20 protein-coding genes are annotated in these 23,745 nt (G+C 35.0%); 13 read left to right on the top strand and 7 right to left on the bottom strand.

The features are described from left to right. Window positions 1-100: 100 nt before the first annotated feature. From OLM61_RS09745 to xrtF, 5 genes are all read right to left on the bottom strand, one after another. Entirely contained in the window at window positions 101-442 is a 342-nt protein-coding gene (locus OLM61_RS09745; protein WP_264526157.1) for a heavy-metal-associated domain-containing protein, read from the bottom strand. Between the two features lie 100 nt (window positions 443-542). Further along, complete coding sequence (locus OLM61_RS09740; protein WP_264526156.1) at window positions 543-2,549, bottom strand: TonB-dependent receptor plug domain-containing protein; 2,007 nt, start codon at window positions 2,547-2,549, stop codon at window positions 543-545. A gap of 113 nt (window positions 2,550-2,662) precedes the next feature. Next, entirely contained in the window at window positions 2,663-3,058 is a 396-nt protein-coding gene (locus OLM61_RS09735) for an HYC_CC_PP family protein (RefSeq protein ID WP_264526155.1), read from the bottom strand. 45 nt (window positions 3,059-3,103) lie between these two features. Further along, complete coding sequence (locus tag OLM61_RS09730) at window positions 3,104-3,550, bottom strand: exosortase F system-associated membrane protein (RefSeq protein WP_264526154.1); 447 nt, start codon at window positions 3,548-3,550, stop codon at window positions 3,104-3,106. Continuing rightward, complete coding sequence (gene xrtF, locus OLM61_RS09725; protein ID WP_264526153.1) at window positions 3,540-4,076, bottom strand: exosortase family protein XrtF; 537 nt, start codon at window positions 4,074-4,076, stop codon at window positions 3,540-3,542. Before xrtF ends, OLM61_RS09730 begins: the two co-directional genes overlap by 11 nt. A gap of 71 nt (window positions 4,077-4,147) precedes the next feature. Here xrtF and OLM61_RS09720 point away from each other — a divergent pair, with 71 nt between their 5' ends. From OLM61_RS09720 to rpe, 12 genes are all read left to right on the top strand, one after another. Continuing rightward, window positions 4,148-4,603, top strand: coding sequence for a GAF domain-containing protein (locus OLM61_RS09720; RefSeq protein ID WP_264526152.1), 456 nt, complete (start codon window positions 4,148-4,150; stop codon window positions 4,601-4,603). A gap of 155 nt (window positions 4,604-4,758) precedes the next feature. Beyond that, a complete protein-coding gene (gene rpsO, locus OLM61_RS09715; protein ID WP_026983900.1) occupies window positions 4,759-5,025 on the top strand; it encodes a 30S ribosomal protein S15 in 267 nt (88 codons plus the stop codon). Window positions 5,026-5,188: 163 nt separating this feature from the next. After that, the gene (locus tag OLM61_RS09710) at window positions 5,189-7,324 is read left to right on the top strand and encodes a polyribonucleotide nucleotidyltransferase (RefSeq protein ID WP_264526151.1); all 2,136 of its coding nucleotides are present in this window, start codon (window positions 5,189-5,191) and stop codon (window positions 7,322-7,324) included. Window positions 7,325-7,536: 212 nt separating this feature from the next. Next, complete coding sequence (locus OLM61_RS09705; RefSeq protein ID WP_264526150.1) at window positions 7,537-7,929, top strand: hypothetical protein; 393 nt, start codon at window positions 7,537-7,539, stop codon at window positions 7,927-7,929. A 162-nt stretch (window positions 7,930-8,091) separates the two neighbouring features. Further along, window positions 8,092-9,753, top strand: a complete 1,662-nt coding sequence (locus OLM61_RS09700; protein ID WP_264526149.1) for an ATP-binding protein — start codon at window positions 8,092-8,094, stop codon at window positions 9,751-9,753. Continuing rightward, window positions 9,746-10,492 (top strand): LytR/AlgR family response regulator transcription factor, encoded by a 747-nt coding sequence (locus OLM61_RS09695; protein WP_264526148.1) that lies wholly within the window; start codon window positions 9,746-9,748, stop codon window positions 10,490-10,492. The genes OLM61_RS09700 and OLM61_RS09695 overlap by 8 nt, the downstream gene beginning before the upstream one ends. 688 nt (window positions 10,493-11,180) lie before the next feature. Then, complete coding sequence (locus tag OLM61_RS09690; RefSeq protein WP_264526147.1) at window positions 11,181-11,900, top strand: hypothetical protein; 720 nt, start codon at window positions 11,181-11,183, stop codon at window positions 11,898-11,900. 20 nt (window positions 11,901-11,920) lie between these two features. Then, entirely contained in the window at window positions 11,921-14,656 is a 2,736-nt protein-coding gene (locus tag OLM61_RS09685; RefSeq protein WP_264526146.1) for a TonB-dependent receptor, read from the top strand. A 5-nt stretch (window positions 14,657-14,661) separates the two neighbouring features. Beyond that, complete coding sequence (locus OLM61_RS09680; protein WP_264526145.1) at window positions 14,662-15,888, top strand: DUF4249 domain-containing protein; 1,227 nt, start codon at window positions 14,662-14,664, stop codon at window positions 15,886-15,888. Further along, a complete protein-coding gene (locus OLM61_RS09675) occupies window positions 15,876-17,612 on the top strand; it encodes a hypothetical protein (RefSeq protein WP_264526144.1) in 1,737 nt (578 codons plus the stop codon). The genes OLM61_RS09680 and OLM61_RS09675 overlap by 13 nt, the downstream gene beginning before the upstream one ends. A gap of 122 nt (window positions 17,613-17,734) precedes the next feature. Beyond that, window positions 17,735-18,598: an RNA polymerase sigma factor RpoD/SigA gene (locus OLM61_RS09670; RefSeq protein WP_007804760.1), complete on the top strand. Its 864-nt coding sequence runs from the start codon at window positions 17,735-17,737 to the stop codon at window positions 18,596-18,598. A gap of 358 nt (window positions 18,599-18,956) precedes the next feature. Further along, window positions 18,957-19,619 carry a ribulose-phosphate 3-epimerase gene (gene rpe, locus OLM61_RS09665; protein WP_264526143.1) on the top strand — a complete coding sequence of 221 codons (663 nt, stop codon included), beginning with the start codon at window positions 18,957-18,959 and terminating at the stop codon, window positions 19,617-19,619. On the opposite strand, the gene OLM61_RS09660 is transcribed toward rpe, so the two are convergent. After that, the gene (locus tag OLM61_RS09660; RefSeq protein ID WP_264526142.1) at window positions 19,596-20,378 is read right to left on the bottom strand and encodes a DNA/RNA non-specific endonuclease; all 783 of its coding nucleotides are present in this window, start codon (window positions 20,376-20,378) and stop codon (window positions 19,596-19,598) included. The genes rpe and OLM61_RS09660 overlap by 24 nt on opposite strands. 105 nt (window positions 20,379-20,483) lie before the next feature. Continuing rightward, window positions 20,484-22,667 carry a carboxy terminal-processing peptidase gene (locus tag OLM61_RS09655; RefSeq protein ID WP_264526141.1) on the bottom strand — a complete coding sequence of 728 codons (2,184 nt, stop codon included), beginning with the start codon at window positions 22,665-22,667 and terminating at the stop codon, window positions 20,484-20,486. A 201-nt stretch (window positions 22,668-22,868) separates the two neighbouring features. Between OLM61_RS09655 and surE the strand changes: the two genes are divergently transcribed. After that, entirely contained in the window at window positions 22,869-23,648 is a 780-nt protein-coding gene (gene surE, locus OLM61_RS09650; RefSeq protein WP_264526140.1) for a 5'/3'-nucleotidase SurE, read from the top strand. Window positions 23,649-23,745: the final 97 nt, after the last annotated feature.

Here is a 23,745-nt window from a genome sequence, read left to right as displayed (position 1 = left end):
GAAATTAGCAATAATTTGCTTCAACCACAATTAAAAGCCATATTTTAAAGATAAATTAACTATTAAAAGCCCGAGTATAAACCCGGGCTCTGCAGTTTTTTTATTCTCTTACATACTTGCAGCAAGAATGCAAATTGTCATAATCGGCATCCGTAGCTTTAACCTCCTTAGTATCATGTCCGACTTTAGCTACAGCAGCATTCAAATCTGCAGGAGATGATTTTTCTTCGTTTAAAATCACCGCAAGCTGATGAGTACTAATGTCCCAGGTTGCCGATTTTACCCCCGGAACACTAAAGGCTGCCTTTTCAATACGTTTTTTGCATTGCTCGCAGTTACCATTTACCTCGGTTGTGTACTTTAAATTCTTGTTTTTCTTAGTTTGTGCCTGAGCCGAAAATCCTAAAAAAGTAATCAGCGCGATTAAAATTATTCTATTCATCTTATTTATTGTTTAGTGTTATTATTCTTATCTTATGTGTGAGATGTTATATGTTAGATGGTTGAATAAATTTTCACATTTTACAGCTCACATTTTACAATTACTTTATCTTAAACCGCAATCCTGCATAATACATCTGTCCAAAAATAGGAGCATACGCAACAGAAGCATCAAAATTAGGACCAAATGGGTCTGAAGCTCCCAAAATGGCTTTTTGCTGTTTGTAATTTCCAATATTCTCTCCTCCTACATATACTTCAAAAACAGAAGAAAAAATTCTCGTTACCTGAACATTCATCACCGCATACGAAGGCGAAAAATCAGGAAACTGATCTGCAGTCGGGTTTGAGGCTGTATAAGGCAATTGTTGTTTTCCGGACCAGTTAAAAGTATAATCAAATTTCCATTGTTTATCATTGTTCAGCTTGGTTTCATATTCCAGATTCCCCAAAAAGCGGTGTTTTGCCTGTAAAGGACGCTGAAAAGTACCACGCAAATAATCCGTTTGAATGTCGTAATACTTGTAAGCCGTTCTTAAATTCAGGTTATGGATAAATTCGAAATTAAATTCGAACTGAAAGCTATTGGCAAACGAGCTTCCTTTCAAATTATAAAACAAAACATCCTGCGGACTTTGCATCAAGTCGACAACGGCCTGATTTTGAAAATCGGTACGATAGAAATCAAATCCAACTTCAGCATTTTTATTAAAAACACGGAATTTCTGAGAAAAACTCACCCCGTAATTCCATGCGATTTCCGGATTCAATCCGTAAATTTTTCCACTTTGATCTAAAATCGAAAACGTTCTGGAACTCGCAAAAAGCTGCTGATTTTCGGCGAAAATATTAGCCGAACGCTTTCCTCTTCCGGCAGAAAAACGAAGCACCCCAAACTTCCAGGGATTGTATCGCATGTGCAGACGCGGCGTAACAAATAACCCCAATCGATTGTGATTGTCTACCCTACCCCCTAAAATCAAACTAAAATTATCGGTATTGTCATAAGTATACTCAAAAAATGCACCAACAGAATTATCAATTCGGCTGTAGTCATTTGCATTTACAAACTCCTGATACTGATCGTAAGCAAAATTTAAACCCGTAGAGAATTTATGCTTTGTATTGTTAATAATCGAATTGAAAATTAAATTTGAATAATAGCTATTTTGCCTGATATCATAAAGACTCAAACCAAAATAAGAGTTCTGATTGTGGGTGTTAAAGGCATTCTGAAAACCAATACTTTGATACGGCATGTCTTTAAACACATAGCCTATCTTAGTAGAAACATCAAAACGTTCTGTATTGATCTCGGACCCCCAACGATTCTTTGTTCCACGATCGGTATCTTTATCGAAATCTACTTCTCCGGTTTGTTTTTTATCATTCATATACCTGAAATTGATAAAACTCACCAAACCACTATCCGGATTATAATATTGGTAACGGTTTAAAACGTTAATTTGTTTCCCCAGCGGATTGTCTAAAAATCCGTCATCGTTCATGTCGTTTTTCGCTACACGGGCATTACCATGAACAAATAAACTCGTTGCCCATTTATCCGATAATTTTTTGTTGAAATGGGTATTCAACTCAAAACGGGCATCGGTAGAACCATAGGCGTTTAAGAAAAATGGGATATCGCTTAATGGTTTTAAAAGTTCAGTATTAATTTGTCCTGAAATACTCTCGTACCCATTGATAACACTGCCCGCCCCTTTAGTAATCTGAACACTTTCTATCCATGTTCCCGGAGTAAACGATAATCCGTAAGCTTGTGAAGCCCCTCGTACAGAAGGAAGATTCTCTTCGGTAATTAATAAATAAGGGCTTGTCAGACCAAGCATTTTAATTTGTTTGGTTCCGGTTAAAGCGTCGGAAAAATTTACATCTATTGAAGGGTTTGTTTCAAAACTCTCGGCCAGATTACAGCAGGCCGCTTTTAGCAGTTCTTTGCTTGTAATAACAGATGTGTTGGCGGTAAGCGTATAGGATTTTTTTATTCCTTTTTGCTTTTTTGTAATTTTTACTTCCTGTAAATCTTCCTGTGAAAACACAGCTACTGACAGCAAAAACGCCACAAAAAGCATTATATTTTTTTGCATAAAAAATTGACTTTAATGTTAAATAGAAGGCCGCTCTGATGTTATTTCTTCCAAAGGAGAAATAAACAAACAGCATAGCACAAGCCAAAATGGCCCGGATCTAAACATTAAAATCAGGAATAAAAAATATACTGATGGTATAATTTGAATAAAGGAGGCGCATTCGCATCAGAATAATACGAAATGACCTGATTGCTTTTGAAATTTGAAATTCCAAGAAAAGCAATTGGCTGATACTCCTGAATTACCGGAGGAAAAGCAAGCTGAAAGAAGAAAAATTTTAAAGTAGCATCGTCTGATTTCTTCTCAAAATGAACGACTTTGTCTTTACAGCAGGATGATTTTTTTTCGGATGCCCCACAACAATTCTTTTCCGCAGCGGCAACTGTGGTGTTTAACGAAACCGAAGCAATCTCACCACCGCAATAGTGCACATCAAAAGCAAACCCAATGTTGGAGACCAACAACAGGAAGGCTAAAAATAATCCGGTGCACTTTTTTAGTTTCATACTGCAAAATTATTTAAAAGACACCAAAAATGACCGCATAAAGTGTTATTTTTTTAAATTTTGTTGCTGATAATAAAATGCAGGAATAAATAACAGCACAAATATGGGCTGAATAATGAATCGTCGTACATAAAAAAGAAGCCAGTTCCACTGTGGAAAACATTCGAGAATAACAAAAAACATTACCAGAAGCAGCACAGCAAAAAACGCATATAAAAACAGGCTGAATTGAAACATATCCCGATCCTGAAACAAGGTATAGATCAATACAAGAGACAGAATCGTATTCAGGACGTATCGAAGTAACAGATTCCAAAAAAGAGCAAAAGTCTCTACTTCCGGAAAAGGCAAATTTTTAAAATTCCCGTCAAAATAACTCAGAAAAGGATCATAAAACAGCTGATTTTCAAAAGCTCTGATAACGGCAAAACACAGTACAATTGCTGTTGCAATTATTAATTTGAATTTGTGTTCGAGGATTTTATTTAGCATACTTCGAAAATTTGTTTACCCAAACAATCCACAAAAGAAAAACGAAACCGTAAATCATTAAAGGAAACAAAGTTCCGTGTAAAAAATGATTGTGTTCGTGAAAACGAAACAGCAAAACCACCAATAGTGCAATTCTGGCCACATTTAAAACATAAATAGAAAAGATTCCAAATAGGATAAACAACAAAGTAGCTTTAAACTTTCCGGAAAATGCCAGTACAAACGCAACAAACAGAATCATAACGCTTACAGCATTGCAACCTTCAACGATTCGAACCGAATAATGTTTATTGTACCAAACTTCTAACCACGAATCAGTGAGGCTTTTATGAACTTTGATATCACAATGAAACAATTGCATGAGTTGTTCTACATTTCGCCCCACAACATTGGTTATTCCATCTACTTCATTGGGTCCGAAACCGTTCAAATAGAACTTATACACCAAGGTTAGTACAATATAGGCCGCAAAAAAAGTGCTTATAAAAATCAGGAAGGGCTTAAACTGTACTAAATATTTTTTCAACGGAATTTTTTTTCAAATTTATGTATTTTTTGAGTTTAGCTTTAAATACTTTTGTATAAAATTTTAACATCATGACATTTCAAGAATTACAACCAAAAATAAGCGCTATTGTTTCTGATTCAGTATTAGTTAGAGACGAAAAATTATTAGCAATCTGTCAGTTATTGAACGAAAATATTGAATACTACAACTGGGTTGGTTTTTATTTTGCCAATCACGAGAACAAAACTCTGCATTTGGGGCCGTATGTTGGAGCAGAAACAGACCATACTGTTATTCCTTTCGGAAAAGGGATTTGCGGTCAGGTAGCCGAAAGTAATGCCAATTTTGTAGTGCCGGATGTTGCCGCTCAGGACAATTATATTGCCTGCAGTTTTACTGTAAAATCTGAAATAGTAGTTCCTTTATTTGTTAACGGTATAAATATTGGTCAAATCGACATTGACAGTCATGTTATTGATCCGTTTACAGAAGCCGATGAAAGGTTTTTAGAGTTCGTAAATCAGGAAGTTGCCAAATTATTTTAATCAGGATCTCATTTTAAAAAGTTAAATATGGTGTTAAATTACCAAATGTTTAATTTTTTCAATATTTAAATTTATTTTTTCAGAAAAAAGTTCTAATTTTGCACCGTCTTACAAAAGTTGTACGACATACATAAAAATCATTAAATAATATTGGAATGTATTTAACTAAAGAAAAGAAAGAAGAGATTTTCGCACAACACGGTGCTGCAACAAACACTGGAAGCGCAGAAGGTCAAATCGCATTGTTCACTTACAGAATTTCACACTTAACTGAACACTTGAAAAAAAATCGTCACGATTACAACACTGAGCGTTCACTTGTACTATTAGTAGGTAAAAGAAGAGCTTTGTTGGACTACTTGAAAAAGAAAGAGATCAACAGATATCGTGAGATTATCAAAGTATTGAATATCAGAAAATAATCAATATAGAAAAGAGGTGCGAGAGTGCCTCTTTTTGTTTTTACATTACAAGCATTTTATAAGAAAAAAAGTTTGGTTTTTCATTGGGTTTTAGAACAATAACTACACACAACAACAACTACAACACAACTAAAACCCATTGTATAACCAATAAGGAAAAATTATGATTCCACAATTATTTGTAGAAAAGATCGATTTAGGTGATGGCAGAAGCATCACAATCGAGACAGGGCGTTTAGCGAAACAAGCGGACGGTTCTGTAGTAGTAAGAATGGGCGACACGATGATTCTTGCGACAGCAGTTTCAGCTCGCACTTCTAACCCAGGCGTTGATTTTTTACCATTAACAGTAGATTATCGCGAAAAATTTGCAGCAGCAGGTCGTTTTCCGGGTGGTTTCTTCAAGAGAGAAGCTCGTCCAAGTGATAGCGAAGTATTGACAATGAGATTAGTTGACCGTGTTTTACGTCCGCTTTTCCCAGACGATTACCATGCTGAAACTCAGGTTATGATTCAATTGATGTCTCATGACGAAGAGGTTATGCCGGACGCTTTGGCTGGTCTAGCGGCATCTGCAGCATTAGCAGTTTCAGACATTCCATTTTATAACTTAATTTCTGAAGTACGTGTTGCACGTATCGATGGAAAATTCGTAATCAACCCAAGCAGAGTAGAATTAGAAAAATCTGACATCGATATGATGATTGGAGCTTCTTTGGATTCTGTTGCGATGGTTGAAGGTGAGATGAAAGAAATTTCAGAAGCTGAAATGGTGGAAGCCATTAAGTTTGCTCACGAAGCTATTAAAATACAAATCCAGGCGCAATTGCGTTTGCAAGCTGCTTTTGGTAAAAAAGAAATTCGTACTTACGAAGGTGAGAAAGAAAACGAAGAAATTTACAAAAAAGTAAAAGCTGCAGCATATGATAAAATCTATGCTATTGCAAAAGTTGGTTCGGCTAAACACGAAAGAGGTGCTGCATTTGCTGAAGTAAAAGAAGAAGTAAAAGCTTTATTTACAGAAGAAGAATTAGCTGCTGATGGAGATTTAGTTTCTAAATATTTTTACAAAACAAACAAAGAAGCTGTTCGTAACGTAGTATTAGAATTAGGTGTTCGTTTAGACGGAAGAAAAACAACAGATATCAGACCAATCTGGTGTGAAACTGATTACTTACCAAGAGTTCACGGATCTTCATTGTTTACACGTGGAGAAACTCAGGCATTGGCAACTGTAACTCTTGGAACTTCAAGAGAAGCAAACCAAATTGATTCTCCATCTGAGCAAGGTGAAGAGAAATTCTATTTACACTACAACTTCCCTCCTTTCTCAACTGGTGAAGCAAAACCTCTAAGAGGAACTTCAAGAAGAGAGGTTGGTCACGGTAACTTAGCTCAAAGAGCTTTGAAAAATATGATTCCTGCTGATTGTCCTTACACTATCCGTATTGTTTCTGAAGTTTTAGAATCTAATGGTTCTTCTTCTATGGCAACTGTTTGTGCAGGAACAATGGCTTTAATGGATGCCGGAGTTCAAATGACAAAACCGGTTTCAGGAATCGCTATGGGATTAATTACTGACGGTGAGAAATTTGCTGTATTGTCAGATATTTTAGGTGATGAAGATCACTTAGGAGATATGGACTTTAAAGTAACCGGAACTGCTGACGGTATTACCGCTTGTCAAATGGACATCAAAATTGATGGTTTACGTTATGACATTATGGAACAAGCTTTAGGACAAGCAAGAGAAGGACGTTTGCACATTTTAGGTAAACTGACTGAAACAATTGCTGCGCCAAGAGCTGACGTGAAAGCACATGCACCAAAAATCATTACCAGAACTATTCCTGGAAACTTTATTGGAGCATTAATCGGACCTGGTGGAAAAGTAATTCAGGAATTACAAAAAGCTACAGGAACGACTATTGTAATCAACGAAGTTGACGAACAAGGTGTAATCGAAATCTTAGGTACAGATCCTGCCGGAATTGAAGCAGTATTGGCAAAAATTAAGTCAATCACTTTCAAACCACAAATGGGAGAAGCTTACGAAGTAAAAGTAATTAAAATGTTAGATTTTGGAGCTGTAGTAGAATATACTGCTGCACCAGGAAACGAAGTTTTATTACACGTTTCTGAATTAGCATGGGAACGCACTGAAAATGTTACTGATGTTGTAAACATGGGTGATGTATTCCAAGTGAAATACTTAGGTGTAGATCCTAAAACTAAAAAAGAAAAAGTGTCAAGAAAAGCACTTTTACAAAGACCTCCACGTGAGGAGAAAAAAGAGTAATCAGATCTTAGTTTACTAAAGGTTTATTCATAGAAAACCCCAATTCATGTATTTGAATTGGGGTTTTTCGTTTTTATTGCAATTTTTCACTAAATATCTCCTCAAATACCCGAATAATCACAAAAAAACACGACAAACCTTACATTTATACAGGAAAATAAAATATCTTTAACACGCCAAAAAAACAAATTAGTAATCCTTAAAACACAATTATGTACTTTAACATTACCCAAATCACAAAAATTAACGAGCAAGATTTTGTCTTTTCAGACCAAAGCGGTCTTACTTTTCCAATCCCGCCTCTAGCCTCAGCACAACTTTACAGAAATCAAGGTGTACTTACCTTAAAAATCTGTGCTACGGTATACATCAACTCTAAAGATTCGCAAAGCCCGGTGGTTGGAACCCTAATCGAAAATGATACCAATATCGAAGTTTATTTTGATTATGACTGGGATGAAAGCACACCAGATACTTACGATGTTTGGTATGTTGAAATCGATTATATTTCCGATACAGTTAACAATATTAAGAGCGTTACATCTTACTTAAGAAATTTAGACCCTGAAACCTCTAGAGGTACAGAAACTAAGGTAGGCAACTAAAAAATGAACACACATCGCTTAGATCGTCACAAATCAAGCGATGTTTTTCTTTCTTAATTTCACATATAGCTAACTTACAACATGCTAAGAATTAATATTTTCATCACTATAATTCTGCTTAGTCTCCCGTGTTTACTTTTCTGTCAAGTAAAACCAATTATTATGACATTAAATAAAGTAGTCGAAGATGAAAGTAAAGAATTTGAAAAAGAAATTAATTTCGAACAAGCAAAAGCATCTTTTATAAAGAAGAATTGGGATTCCACTCTAACCTATTCTATTAGTGCTTTAGCAGTGGCAAAAAACAAAAAAATAATTGATTATTGCCACTTTTTCAGAGGATATAGCTTTAGAGAAAAAAGATTATTCAAAGAAGCCCAAAGAGAAATGCTTTTGGTATCTAACAGCTTCAAACTTTACCCTTTTATAAATAAAAACCTTGGGCAAATTTCTTTAGAACTAAGAGATTTTAAAAAAGCTATTTATCATTTCGAAAAAGCTGAAAAGAAACCTCTTTCCAATAATCAAGATTACAAATTAAGTATTATATATGAAAACTTAGGCATTTGTTATCTACATCTTAATGATTTTCTTAAAGCTGAAAACTACTTTTTCAAAAGTCTGAAACTAAAAGAAACAGAAAATGACTTAATTTCTTTAATTGGATTGTATATGAATATTGCCAATTTATATTATTCACAATACAAAGACGACCAAGCCATTCCTTACTTTACAAAAGCTTATAAACTCTCAACAAAAATAAAAGATTTTGACACTAAAAGAGTCGCTTCAAAAAACATGGCTGTTGTTGAAGAAAACAAAGGTAATTTTAAAAAAGCCTTAGAATACAGGAAAGAATCAGAGCAATGGAAAGACTCCCTCAACAATCAAAATAAAATTTGGGCCGTTGCCGACTTTGAGAAAAAATTCGCTGTAGCCCAAAAGCAAAAACAAATAAAAGTACTTGAAGTAGAAAACAAACTTAAAAATACCCAACGTAACGGTTTCTTTTTTGCAGCCGTTGGTCTATTGCTAATCTTAACAGCAGGAGTGTATCTCTACGCCCAAAAAGTAAAAAATGGCAAAACCATATTACTTCAAAAAAACAAACTCGATCAATTAAATACGACCAAAGATCAACTGTTCTCTATTGTAAGCCATGATCTGCGCTCGTCGGTAAATGCGCTCAAAACAAGTAACGCGAAGTTATCGGCAACATTGGAAACCAAGAATTATGATGAATTGAATCAACTCATTATTCAAAACAGTACTATTGCAAGCGGTGCCTATAGCTTATTGGATAATTTACTGCATTGGGCCATGTTACAAACCAAACAATTGTACTTTCACCAAGAATCCGTTCACTTGTATTCTATCGTGCAGCAAATCGAATACAATTACAAACCTTTGCTACTGGACAAAACCATTACTTTTGAGAATTTAGTTTCAAAAAATAGTTTTATCTTCGTAGACCTCGATTCGTTAAAAATTGTACTTCGTAATTTATTGGACAATGCGATTAAATTTTCGAATGAAAATGGTAAAATAAGCTTTTACACCCGGGAAACCAATCCTGATTTTTGCGATCTGATCCTTGAGGACAACGGAATCGGAATGAGCCCGGAAACCATTAAAGAATTACTTACCGACAATACTTCTTTACTCGCCAAAAAAAATAATTCTGAAATTATAGGTACCGGTTTAGGTTTGCAGCTGTGCAAACAAATGATCAAAAAAAATGGCGGAACACTAGCCATAGAAAGCGAGCTCAATATAGGAACTAAAATGATTTTGACTTTCCCAAAAACAACCACCGATGGATAACATTCATGTTTTAATTATAGAAGATACCCCGGAACAAAGCGAAGCGCTATGTAAGGTACTGCGGCAAAACAATTATAATATTGTAGGAGTTGCAACCAATTTTACCGATGCACTGAAACTTTTTTACGAGAATACGATAGACATCATTATTATTGATGTTTTTTTAGACGGAAAACCGGAAGGAATTACGTTTGCCGAATCGATCAACATTATTCCAAACGCCTCCAAACCATTTGTCTTTTTAACCAGTTCACAAGACCGTCAGATCTTTGAAAGAGCTAAACTTACAAAACCTTTCAGTTTTTTGCTGAAACCTTTTAACGAGCTGGAAATACTATATGCCATAGAAATGGCTGTCGAAAAGTTTTATGCCCAAACCAATGTTTTTCAAAATGAAGAACAAGATACCGTGATTAGTAATGACTACTTGTTTATAAAGAAGAAAAACTCTTTAAAGAAGGTAGCACTCAACGATATCCTCTACATTGATGTCGAAGAACGCTATTGCAACATCATTACCGAGAAGGAAAAATTTGTAATTCTGATTTCATTGACAAAAATCAGCAATTTGTTAGACAAGAACAGGTTCATCAAAACACATCGAAATACGATTGTAAACACCAATAAAATAGAAGAAATTATCCTGGCCGATAATCTCATTATTTTAAAAGGCGATCACAAAATAAATCTGAGCGACACCTATAAAGATTTTATAAAAAAAATGAACATTTTGTCGTAACAGCAAGAGCTCAAAAAATAACACCTCCGCAAATCCTCTCCATCCGGGAGGATTTTTTTTGTTTTGAAAGAAATACTCCCAACCACAAAGGCTCCTAAAGATTTCATGACAACAAATTCAGCTTTCGTGACATTTTTAATTTCCTTCCCAAAAATCAAAATTACTTTTACCCCAAGAAACCCAAATTATAAAACGTAAATGAGAATTGAATTAAACAGACCATCAGACATGAAGCTTTTATCAATATTAAAAAAAATAAAAAACAACCCCTGGGTTGGCGTAACTGTCTCTCTTCTATTTATCATTCCTTGTTTATATAAAATTCTTGACGACATCACGGTTTTCAGAATAGAATATCTCTTGCTAGCCATTGCATTCCCAGTCTATATAAAATCACTTAAGAAAATCTTTGACGACATCTTAGATACCTCAGACGATTTTTCGGACTAAAAAATATTTTTTGCCCCTTTTTTAATGAAACACTACTGCTTAATCTTTTAAGTCAGGGTGTTTTTTTTATTTTTAGACAAAAACACCTCTTAAATTTCATCGACATTGCATAAATTACTTCTTTTTTAAGTCAAAAAACATCAACATCTTTATTATTTAACAAAAACACCGCGCTTATTAACATTTTTTCGATATTTTTGAGAAGCTATAAACCAAAATATCCTAAACAACCACTCCTTTGAAGAAAAATCAAATAAAAAACCACTACCTAATTTTATTTGTCTTATTCTTAAATGCATACACCATTTACGGACAAACAAGCAATGAAATCTCAGTATACAACTGGTTTGACAAAAACCTGGGTGTAGAATCCTTAGAATTTGAAAACGGCCCGGCTCATTTAAACTTCGACAAAACCGTCAACAATCAAAATCGTTATTATATTTCCGAAGATTTTAAAAAAGGAAGTATGCAGTATAATAATCAAAATTATGCTGATTTATTATTAAACTACGATACGTATACTGATGAACTGGTTATAAAACCGTACGGGGAGCAAAACACTACTAAGGTTAATCTTTTTACCGAAAACATTAGCTCTTTTACAATAGGCAATGAAAAATTTGTAAATCTGAACGTCCCTTATTCAGACAGTTTCAGAAAGGGATATTATGAAGAAGTTCCGGTAGGAAACAACATTATTCTTTACATAAAGCACTCTAAAGAAAAGAAAAAAATCAACAAAGCCGAAGTCGATTTAATAGGTTATGTACCCAAACGTGAATTTATTCTTTTAAAACAAAATACATTTTATCCTATAAATGATAAAAAGGAAATCACAACACTGTTTCAGGATAACAAAAGGAAAATAAATGATTTTTATCTTATGTATAGAAATTTAAAGAAGGAAGATGCTGCACTATTTATGAAAAACCTCCTGAAGTACATAAATAACTAAAATCCGTAGCAATTATCCAAATGAGAATACTTACCCTTCTTTTATTATTTTTCGGTTTTAACCAATTCATTTATTCACAAGATCAAAAAATTAACCTCAATTACAGCAACATCAATCGGGTTGAAGTTTTAAAAAAAATAGAAGCTTCTACAACTTATAAATTCTATTTTCAAAACGAATGGATCGATACTAACGTCTTAATATCGGGAGAGTACTCCAATAAAACAGTACAAGAGGTATTAAACAAAGTTTTTGAAGACACTGATCTTAATTTCTTTATCACCAAAAACAAAGTTATTTTAACGAAAAACAGTATCATCTACGACAAATTTCAGAATGATAAAGGTCGAACCGTTAATGCCCCTATCTTTTTTCAACAGTACGATTCCGTTACAAAAAACAAAACCGATCAGGCCGCTCCTATTGCGTTAATTGGAAAAGAAACCATCGACTCTGATACCGATTTCTACACCATTTCGGGCCGTATCACCGATCTAAAAAACGAAAAACCTTTGGCCGATATAACGGTAAAAGCAAAAAATTCGACAGCAACAACCGTTACAAATGCCGAAGGATTCTATAGCCTAAAACTACCTGTTGGATTGGCAACAATCGAGATCGAGTCGATCTTGTACAATAACACAGCGCGAAAAATAATGATCTACAGCGATGGTACGTTGGATTTCTCGATAATTGAAAAAGTAAATCAATTGAAAGAGGTCGTTGTAAAGGGAAAAAACAGCCAAAACATAAGAACCGCCATCACAGGAGTTACGACCATTGAAGCCGAAGGCGTAAAAACAGTCCCGTTGATTTTTGGAGAAAGAGACGTATTGAAAATTGCGCTCACCATTCCCGGTATAAAAACTGCCGGAGAAGGCTCATCAGGATTTAATGTCCGAGGAGGAAAAGAAGATCAAAACCTGATGTTACTGGACAACGGAACGATATACAATCCTTCTCACCTTTTTGGTTTTTTCTCCTCGCTTAACCCTTATACGATCAATAAAATTGACATTTACAAAGGAGGTATCCCATCCGAATTCGGTGGCAGATTATCGTCGGTTTTTGATATTACCTCTAAAAACGGAAACACCGAAAAGTTTTCGGGAGAGGGAGGTATTGGCCCGGTTACGAGTAACCTTACCGCTTCAATCCCGGTTGTAAAAGGCAAAGCAAGTTTATTAGTAGGCGGAAGAGCCACATATTCTGACTGGATCCTAAAAACCTTAGACGATGAAAACCTAAAAGACAGCCAGGCTTCTTTCTATGATTTATTCGCAAAATACAGTCACAAAATAAACAAAAACAATTCCGTTGAAGGTACTGCCTACTACAGCAAAGACAAGTACAGCATCACCCCTGACTCGCTATACCAATACAGCAACCGCCTTATTTCTTTGAAATGGAAACACGCTTTTAACGAAAAAAACAATAGCGAGTTTAATGTGTCCAATAGCGAATACAAATTCAGTATCGACTATGAATCTGTTAATCCTGAATCTTTTATTTTCAAATATAAAATAAACGAAACTCAGGCAAGCCTTAAATTCAATAGCGAACTTAGCAGTAAACACAAATTCACGTACGGAATAACGAGCAAATTATACAAAGTTAGTCCGGGTGAGCTCAATCCAAATGGAGAATCTTCAATCGTAAATCCCATAAAAGTTGATGATGAAAAGGGACTGGAGTCGGCTTTGTTTTTATCGGATAAATTTAAAATCACCGAGAAGCTGTTGTTAGATGTTGGAGCCCGATATTCTTTATATGCCGCTTTAGGGGCCTCTACTCAGAAAATTTACCAGGAGGGTGTGCCTATGACTCCTTCGACCGTTGTAGAAGAAAAAACGTATGGCAATAACAAAGTAATCACAACTTATGGAGGTTTTGAACCTAGAGTTGCCTTACGCTATATCTTTGATGAAAGTCTATTTGTAAAAGCCGGTTTTGATAAAAACTATCAATACATCCATTTGTTAACCAATAACACAACACAATCGCCTACCGATACCTGGAAATTGTCGGATTTGAATGTTAAACCTCAAAGCGGATTACAGTACTCTTTGGGTATTTTTAAGAAACTGGATTATAAAGATATCGAGTTAAGCCTTGAAGGATACTACAAAACTTCTAAAAACATACTGGATTACAAAGTTGGAGCAAACCTGCTCTTAAACAAAGATCTTGAAACCGAATTACTTCAAGGCAATGGAAAAGCTTATGGTGTCGAATTTTTACTAAAAAAATCAGTAGGAAGGCTTAACGGCTGGCTTGGCTACACCTATTCCAGAACTTTTATAAAACTGGACAGTCAATTTAACGATGAAAAGGTAAACAACGGAGCGTACTTTCCAACGAACTTTGATAAACCGCATGACTTAAGCATTGTACTGAATTACAAATTTACACACCGTTATAGCTTTTCTTCGAATTTTGTGTATCAAACCGGAAGACCTATAACCTATCCTATTGGAAAGTACAATTATAATGGCGCAGAATATACGCTGTACAGCGATCGAAACAAATACAGAATACCGGACTATTACAGATTAGACATCGGAATAAATATTGAAGGCAACCATAAAATAAAAAAATTAGCGCATAGTTTCTGGAACATTTCGATTTACAATGTTTTGGGACGAAACAATCCTTATTCTATCTTTTTCGTAACAAAAGAAGGGCAGGTAAAAGCCTATCAAACCTCTATTTTTTCTGTTCCGATACCAACAATTACTTATAATTTTAAATTTTAAAAGTGATGAAAAAGACCTTACTCTTTGGATTTCTTATAACGATATTCCTCTCGATGACATTCGGATGTACAACACCCTACTCCTATCAGACCAATGGATTTGAGGATGCTCTTGTGATAGAAGCAACCATTACAAACGAATTAAAAAGTCAGCAGATTAAATTGTCCAGAACCTATAAACTTGAAAGCAAGAAACCAATCTTTGAAAGTAAAGCGGTGGTATATGTAACAGATGATCTGGGCAATAAATACGATTTTCAGGAAAAAAATGAAACTTATATTTCCCTGAATCCGTTTCAGGCCAGTCCTGACAGGGCCTATCAATTGCACATCCTTACTAAAAACGGAAGAAGTTATGTCTCGAATGAAGAGAAACTGCCACAACAGACTCAGATCGAAAAACTCGAAGCAAAAGCGGTGACCAAAAAAGGGGTACTAGGGGCTGAAATTACCGTAAGCAGTAACGATCCAACAAACAAATCCCGCTATTACAGGTACGAGTACGATGAAACCTATAAAATAATTGCGCCTAAAGCGTATTCTAAAAAAGCCGTCGCTGTTTTTTTTGCTCCAGGCTCCAATCCAAAAGGACAAATTGTATTTGAAGACAGGAAGACAGAAGTCAGAATTTGCTATTCAGATAAAAAATCGAATGAATTAATTCTAACCAACACTAACCAGCTAAGCGAGGATAAAGTAACTGATTTTCCAATTAAGTTTATTAGCAGTAAAGACCCAATTATCAGAAGCAGATACAGCATATTAGTCAAACAATATGTTCAGAATCTTGCTGCCCATACTTTTTATGAAACCTTAAAAGATATATCCGACATAGGAAGTATTCTATCGCAAACCCAGCCCGGATTTTTTTACGGAAACATAAAACCGGTTGACAATCCCGGTGAAAAAGTAATTGGCTTTTTTAATGTGTCTTCTTATTCCGAAAAAAGAATCTTTTTTAGTTTTACCGATCTTTTTCCTAAAGAACCAATGCCCAAATACCAATATGATTGTCCCTCTCCAATTCCTGAAAATGAAATAGACCAATTTTACTTTAATTATTGTTTCGATTCTTCAACCGAGTGTCAGGGTGATGATATTCTAGACCTAATCAAATCAGGAATTAAAGTTTATTTCCCTAACGAAACCCCAAAGTACTTATTGTATCCCGTAGAATGCGGAGACTGCACTTCATTTTCATCAAACGCAAAACCATCATTTTGGATAGACTAAAATACATCGCCATCATAGCCGTAGCAATGAGTTTTCAGCAAATTTCGTTTGCTCAGAAAAACACTGCCACAACTGAACTGAACGAAATAGACAAGAAACTAAACGAGTCTGTTTACATCAGTACCAACTCCAATTCGTATGTAACCGGAGAATCTTTGTTCTACCAGCTTTTTTGCATCAATAAAGCAACAAACGAAACATCAAAATATAGTAAAGTTGCTTACTTACAACTGATCGATAAAAACAAAACAACAATTCTTACCCATAAATTATTTCTTGAAAATGGAACTGCCAGCAGTGCTTTTTTCATTCCAACAACTCTCGAAACCGGAAACTACAAGCTAATAGGGTACACCAACTGGATGTTAAACAAAGAGGCTTCCGAATACTGCAACATTGACATTTACATCTTAAACCCCTATAAAGACAAACCCCTAAATACTATTTCTCAAAAAGAAACAGCTCCAACTGAAAGCGTAACCAATACAAACATCTCGTTTAATTTAAAAAATAAAACCTATAAAAACAGAGATTTGGCAGAACTGCAAATCAACACTGGTTCTGATGAATTTGCAAAGGGCAATTATCTACTTTCCGTACGAAAAGCAGATGGGTTTGTTGCTCAGAAGAAAACAAATTTTGCGGAACTTGCTGCAAACAATACCTCTAACAATACGGAAACACCAATAAAAAATCCTAATTTTCTATTACCGGAATTACGAGGTGAAATCATTTCAGGGAAAATAAAATCCAATAGTGCAGAAACTAAAAACAAAAAAGTTGCCCTTTCGATAGTAGGCAAAAATTATGTTTTAAAGCTTGCCAAAACAGACAATGAAGGGAATTTTGTTTTCAATCTCGAAAAACCAAATCCAAGTTCAAATGTCATCGTTCAAATTCTTGAGGACAACAAACAGGATTATACGATTGAAATGGACAAACCTAAAAATAGCAATCTTTCAAATTTAAGCTTTCCGGAATTTCAGTTCAACTCCGAATTCAAACAAAACATTTCCGAAAGATTGATTTCCACCCAAATAGAAAATGCCTATTATAACATTAAAAAAGACAGCACCTTAGCTTCTACCGATACTATTCCTTTTTACAACAAATTATCAAAAGAGTATAAACTGGATGCCTTTACACGATTTCCAACCATGGAAGAAACCATAACCGAAGTGGTAAACGGTGTCTATTTCTCAAAAGAAAAAAACAACTATGCCATCCACGTTTACGACTATGATCCCAACTACGAATCTGCCTTACCCGCTTTAATAGTAGTAGACGGACTGATTATAGAAGACCTGAGCGAGCTTTTTCAGTATAGCCCTAAAAACATATACAAAGTCAATGTGGTAAAAGGAATTTACTACTATGGCGCCAAATCTTTTAACGGTGTGGTTTCCTTTACCACTAAAAACGGTGATTATGAAACCAAACTTAAAGGCAGCTTTATTATACGACCTGAACTTTTAAGACCACAGCCTAAAAAAGAATACTTTAAACCCGATTATACCACCACTAAAAATGAAAGGATTCCTGATTTCAGGCACCAGCTTCTATGGATCCCTAACGTTAATTTAAATGATGCTAATTCAAAAATACAATTTTACACCTCAGATGTATCCGGCAAATTTGAAATAACGCTGGAAGGATTTTCCGCAGCAGGAAAACCTGTTTTTATTAAAGAAATTATAACCGTAAAAGAAGACGTTTCAAATTAGAGCTCAGCAAGTTAAAAAAGATAAACCAATTAATTTTAAAAATAATTTAAAGTAATTGTAACCTTTTTTCAACTTCTTACGTATAACTACTTGTACACTTAAAAATTGAGGAGACAAAAAACATGAGACAACTTAAAATCACCAAGCAGGTAACCAATCGTGAAACTGCATCATTAGACAAATACCTACAAGAAATTGGAAAAGTTGACCTAATTACCGCTGATGAAGAGGTAGAATTAGCACAAAGAATAAAAGCCGGTGATCAAAGAGCATTAGAAAAATTAACAAAAGCTAACCTACGTTTCGTTGTATCGGTTGCTAAACAATATCAAAATCAAGGATTAACTCTTCCTGACTTAATAAATGAAGGAAACTTAGGTTTAATTAAAGCGGCTCAACGTTTTGATGAAACTCGTGGTTTCAAATTCATCTCTTACGCTGTATGGTGGATTCGTCAATCGATCCTTCAGGCTTTGGCAGAACAATCCCGTATTGTTCGTTTACCATTAAACAAAATTGGTTCTATCAATAAAATCAACAAAATGTATGCTTTATTAGAGCAATCTAACGAGCGTCCACCTTCTGCTGAAGAAATTGCAAAAGAACTTGACATGACTGTAAATGACGTAAAAGAGTCTATGAAAAACTCTGGTCGTCACCTATCAATGGATGCACCTCTTGTTGAAGGAGAAGATTCTAACCTTTACGACGTTTTACGTTCAGGAGAATCTCCAAACCCTGACAGAGAACTAATTCACGAATCATTACGTACTGAAATCGAGCGTTCATTAGAAACATTAACTCCAAGAGAGGCTGATGTAGTTCGTTTGTATTTTGGTCTTGGCGATCAGCACCCAATGACTTTAGAAGAAATTGGAGAAACTTTCGACTTAACTCGTGAACGTGTTCGTCAGATTAAAGAAAAAGCAATCCGTAGATTAAAACATACTTCCAGAAGTAAAATCTTAAAAACTTATCTTGGATAACATCCATAGTTCCAATTATAGCAATTCCAAATTCCGATAATTTTGTTGGAATTTGGAATTTATTGCAAAACTGCCTATATTGGACCCCAAAGCAAACAACAGTTTGATTGACTGTTCGTTTTTTGATTGATGATTGAAACTCCGGCTGATTACCGGAGTTTTTTATTGCCCTATTTCGAAGGATGTCGTTTATCCATAAAACGAGTACCTTATTTTAATTCTCACCTCACTTAATCCTCCTGTTCTTTGTTGTTTCTGCAGTTAATGAGCATTGCAAAAGAACTTTGCGTTAATCCTTGTGAACTTTGCAATTAAAAAAATTATCTTTGCAAAAAATAACACAACACACAACTACACAATGAAGAATACACTTATTGCTCCTTCTGTTCTTGCAGCTGATTTCGCTAACTTACAACGCGACATCGAAATGATAAATAACAGCGAGGCCGACTGGTTTCATATTGATATTATGGACGGAGTTTTTGTTCCGAATATTTCTTTCGGAATGCCGGTTTTAGAAGCGATTTCAAGACATGCTAAAAAAACGATAGATGTACATTTGATGATTGTTGATCCGGATCGATACATCAAAACTTTTGCCGATTTGGGTGCCAATATCTTAAGCGTACATTATGAAGCCTGTACCCATTTACACAGAACACTTCAGGCCATTAAAGCCGAAGGAATGAAGGCAGGAGTAGCGATTAACCCTCATACTAATATTGATTTATTAGAAGATGTAATCAACGATATTGACTTAGTATGTATTATGAGTGTAAATCCAGGTTTTGGAGGTCAGTCGTTCATCGAAAACACTTATGCTAAAGTAGAGAAGTTAAAAGCCTTAATCACGCGTAAAAATGCTTCGACAATTATTGAAATTGACGGTGGTGTTACCAGTAAAAATGCAAAACAATTAGTAGAGGCTGGCGCTGATGTTTTGGTTGCCGGAAGCTTTGTATTTAAAGCCGAAAATCCAACACAGACTATTGCTGAATTAAAAGCTTTGACTAGTTTTTAAATTCTTGACGTTCGGAAAGAAATCAATTCCGCTCATTTTCTCAAGAGTTTCGATCGGAACTACAAAATCATAAAGTGACTTATCGCTATCCTCATTCGGAACCAAAAAAGCGATTGCTTTATGCTCTTTTCCGGTTTTAGCCAAAATGATTTTATAAAAATATTTAGGAACAGCGACTTTCTCTGTTCCTATTTTTTTATCTGAATCTTTCAAAATCCCTCCTGTCACTACATAAACATCCTTGTACTTTTCAGCCCAGTAACGTGTTTTTTGTTCTAATCTGTTCCAGATTCCGCTATTGAAATCGTGATCCTGAGGTGAAATGTTTGAGGTGTAAAATGTATCGTTGTAAGCACTCTCATTAAACTCCATATCTCCGGCCGGACAAAGATGTCCTTTATCATAACCCGATTTTTTATAATTCCTCCAATCGGCAGAACCCGTTGTTACTTTTGGATCTTCGATGAAATAAGGACGTTTATAGTCGGCATTTTTTAAATATTCTTTCTTTAATTCATAAGCAACCCACTCTGCCTGTTCAAATTTTTCATTGTAAGACAAGGTGTAGTATTTGTGCTTTACGATTTGTTTGGTGGTAGAAGTTGGCAAATACGCGACTGTGAATGTAGAGTCTGTACTACTTTGATTTGCAACAAACGGAGCCTGCTGCTGCTGAGGCAATTTTTCACTTTCGCTGCTTTCTTTTTTACACGAAAACAATACCAATCCCAATACACCCCAAACGATATAGTTTTTCATTTTTTTTCAGTATTTAGTTCCTAAGAAGTATGTTAAATTACAAAAAAACGCTCCAAAAAATATACTTTTTGGAGCGTTTTCTTAACAAATTAATCTTCTAAAGAACTAAGATTTTACTAATTTATCTCTTTTGATTTTAGTAGTGTTGGTATTTTTTACCACACTTTTAACTTGTAAATCATCTAAAACATTCAATGCTTCTTCAACATAAACATCTTTAGACAATGCCTGATGCCAGGCATCTCTTTTTTCTTTTAATGTAGCATCGCTTTTCATTTCAAGCTCTTCGTAAGGCAATGATTTAAAAACCAGACTGTTTTTATAATCAGAAATTGGTTTGTATTTTTTACCTTCATTTTCTACCTGCTCCTGAGTCGCTTTGAAACTTTTGATGTTTAAGCTATACGTATTCTCTTTATTCTTAACATCAATCCATTTTGCATTGTCTTCAATTAATTTAAATTGCGCATTTTGAGCAATTCTGTTTCTACTGCTTTCAATTGCTTTGTTGAAATTTCCATTTGAATGCCATGTACTGTAATCAGCAGGATCTATTTTATCCCAAGGCATTGCATTGTCAATATCGCGCTCTCCCATTTTTAAGTAAGCATAACGATCCGGCATTACCACATCACTATGAACTCCTTCTAACTGAGTTGAACCTCCATTGATTCTGTAAAACTTTTGTCCTGTAATTTTCAAAGCACCCAGATCTCCATAATTTGCGTTACGCACAAACTGATTTAGATCCAATACATTTTGAACTGTTCCTTTTCCGTAGGTTTGTTTACTACCGATGATCACTCCACGTTTGTAATCCTGAATTGCAGCAGCTAAAATTTCTGAAGCCGAAGCCGAGAAGCTGTTTACCATGATTACTAACGGACCGTCCCACTCTACTTTTTTATCTTTGTCGTATAGTACTTCTTTCTTTTTTCCTGCCGATTTTACCTGAACGATTGGTCCTTCTTCAATAAACAATCCGGCAATATCCACTACAGTTGATAAAGATCCACCTCCATCGTCACGCACATCAAGCACGATACCGTTTATATCTTCTTTTTTAAGTCTTTCTACTTCAAGAGCAATGTCTTTCCCGGCATCACGACCGTCTTTATTTTCAAAATCGATATAAAATTTAGGTAAATAGATTACTCCGTATTTCAAACCGTTTCTTTCTACAATACTCGATTTAGCGTAAGTTTCTTCAATTTCAACTACATCTCTGATGATAGAAATGATCTTAATCGTACCGTCTACTTTTTTAACCGTAAGTTTAACCTCAGTTCCTTTGTGTCCTTTAATTTTTTTCACAACATCATCCAAACGCATTCCTACGACATCTACAGGCTCTTCGTTTCCTTGTGCAACTTTCAAAATTAAATCTCCGGCTTCAAGCTGTTTTCCTTTCCATGCCGGACCTCCTGAAATTAACTCATCGATTTGAGTGAAATCATTTTTCTTGGTCAGTCTTGCTCCAATACCTTCTAATTTTCCACTGATGTTAACATCAAAACGGTCTTTATCTTCCGGTGCAAAATAACTGGTGTGCGGATCAAAACGCGTCATGATTGAGTTTACATATACTGAAAACCAATCTTCTTTGTTCAGATCTTTAATCAAACTAAAGTTGTCGTCTAAAGATTTTAATGAACTTTCACGAGTTTCTTTTTCTAAAGTTTCAAAAGTTTTCTCCTTATAATTAGGATCTGTTTTCTTTTTATCTTCTTCTAATTTTTGTTTGGTTACCAATGAAGAAAGGGTAGACAATTTAATTTGTTTTCTCCATCTTTCGTTAATCTCTGCTGTATTTTTTGCATACGGCAGTTTATCATAATCCGCATTAAAAGTTTCATCCACATCGTAGTTGAAAGGCTGTGCTAAAATAGTCTTATAACGTTTTTTGCTTTCTTCCATTCGTTTCATCAATCTTGTATAAGTAAGATTGAAAAACGTTAAATCTTTATTCAAAAACTGATCGTCTAATTGCAACTCATATTGTTTGAATTCATCAATATCAGATTGCAAAAAGAATCTTTTTGAAGGGTCTAATGCTTCGATATAATCTTTAAAAATTCCTTTAGAAAACTCGTCATTTATTTCTGCCGGACTGTAGTGTCCTTTTTCAATAACAAATGCTAATAATTCCAAAAGTGTTTTATCTCTATTCGGGTCCGGATCTACTGATTTGTCTGCATTTATCTTAAAAGCAAACAAAGTCAATGACAAGCATAATACGGCTATAAGTATTTTATAATTTCTTTTCATAAACTTAATAATAGCATTCATCAAATTTTTTAATCTAAGTTACGGTAAAAACTGTGCCAATAAAGCCAAGCCCGCTATAATTTTTTGTTAAAGATATAAAAATGTTTGATGCGCAAAAATGTTCTTCAAATTAGTTGACAAATTTTGGTTTATTTGTTCGTATTCTACCAAAATCTGTCACTACATTTGCTTAATACCCTTATATAACCTTACGATTTTAGCATGAAAAATGAGAAACCCCTAATATTAGTTACCAACGATGATGGCATTTTAGCTCCCGGAATCAGAGCTTTAATAAGTGTAATGGAAACGATTGGCGAAGTAGTGGTGGTGGCACCGGACAAACCCCAGAGTGCCATGGGCCATGCCATCACGATAAACAATACGCTGTTTCTTGACAAAATTTCTAAAGAAGAAGACGTGGTAACCGAATACAGCTGCTCCGGAACCCCTGTAGACTGTGTCAAACTGGCGGTAAATGAAATTTTAAAAAGAAAACCGGACTTGTGTGTTTCGGGAATTAATCACGGATCGAATTCGTCTATTAATGTCATTTATTCAGGTACGATGAGCGCTGCTGTAGAGGCCGGAATAGAAGGCATTCAGGCAATTGGTTTTTCTTTACTGGATTTTGACTGGAATGCCGATTTTGAACCGATCAAGTCGTTCGTTAGAAAGATTACTTTGGAAACACTGGAAAACAAGCTGCCGCCGGGCGTGGTTTTAAATGTAAATTTTCCAAAATTAAAAGAAGAAGAAATTAAAGGAATAAAAATTTGTCGTCAGGCGAAAGCCTACTACGCACAGAAGTTTGACAAAAGACAAACTCCATTCGGGAAAGATTATTACTGGCTTACCGGAAAATTCACCAACGAAGATCAGGGCGAGGATACCGATGAATGGGCCTTAGAAAACGGATATATTTCGGTTGTTCCGGTGCAATTTGATTTAACTGCACATCATACTATGCAACAGCTCAATACGTGGAAATTAAACGAATAAAAAAAACCGCGAATTTAGGGCTAGAGGTATTGTTTTGACAGTCATTGTTCCGGCGATTTCAACTTTGTTTATTTAAATCTTATCTTTGTGCTGCAAA

Source organism: Flavobacterium sp. N502536, from assembly GCF_025947345.1.
Taxonomy (GTDB): domain Bacteria; phylum Bacteroidota; class Bacteroidia; order Flavobacteriales; family Flavobacteriaceae; genus Flavobacterium.
This window is presented reverse-complemented; position numbering and strand designations above follow the sequence as displayed.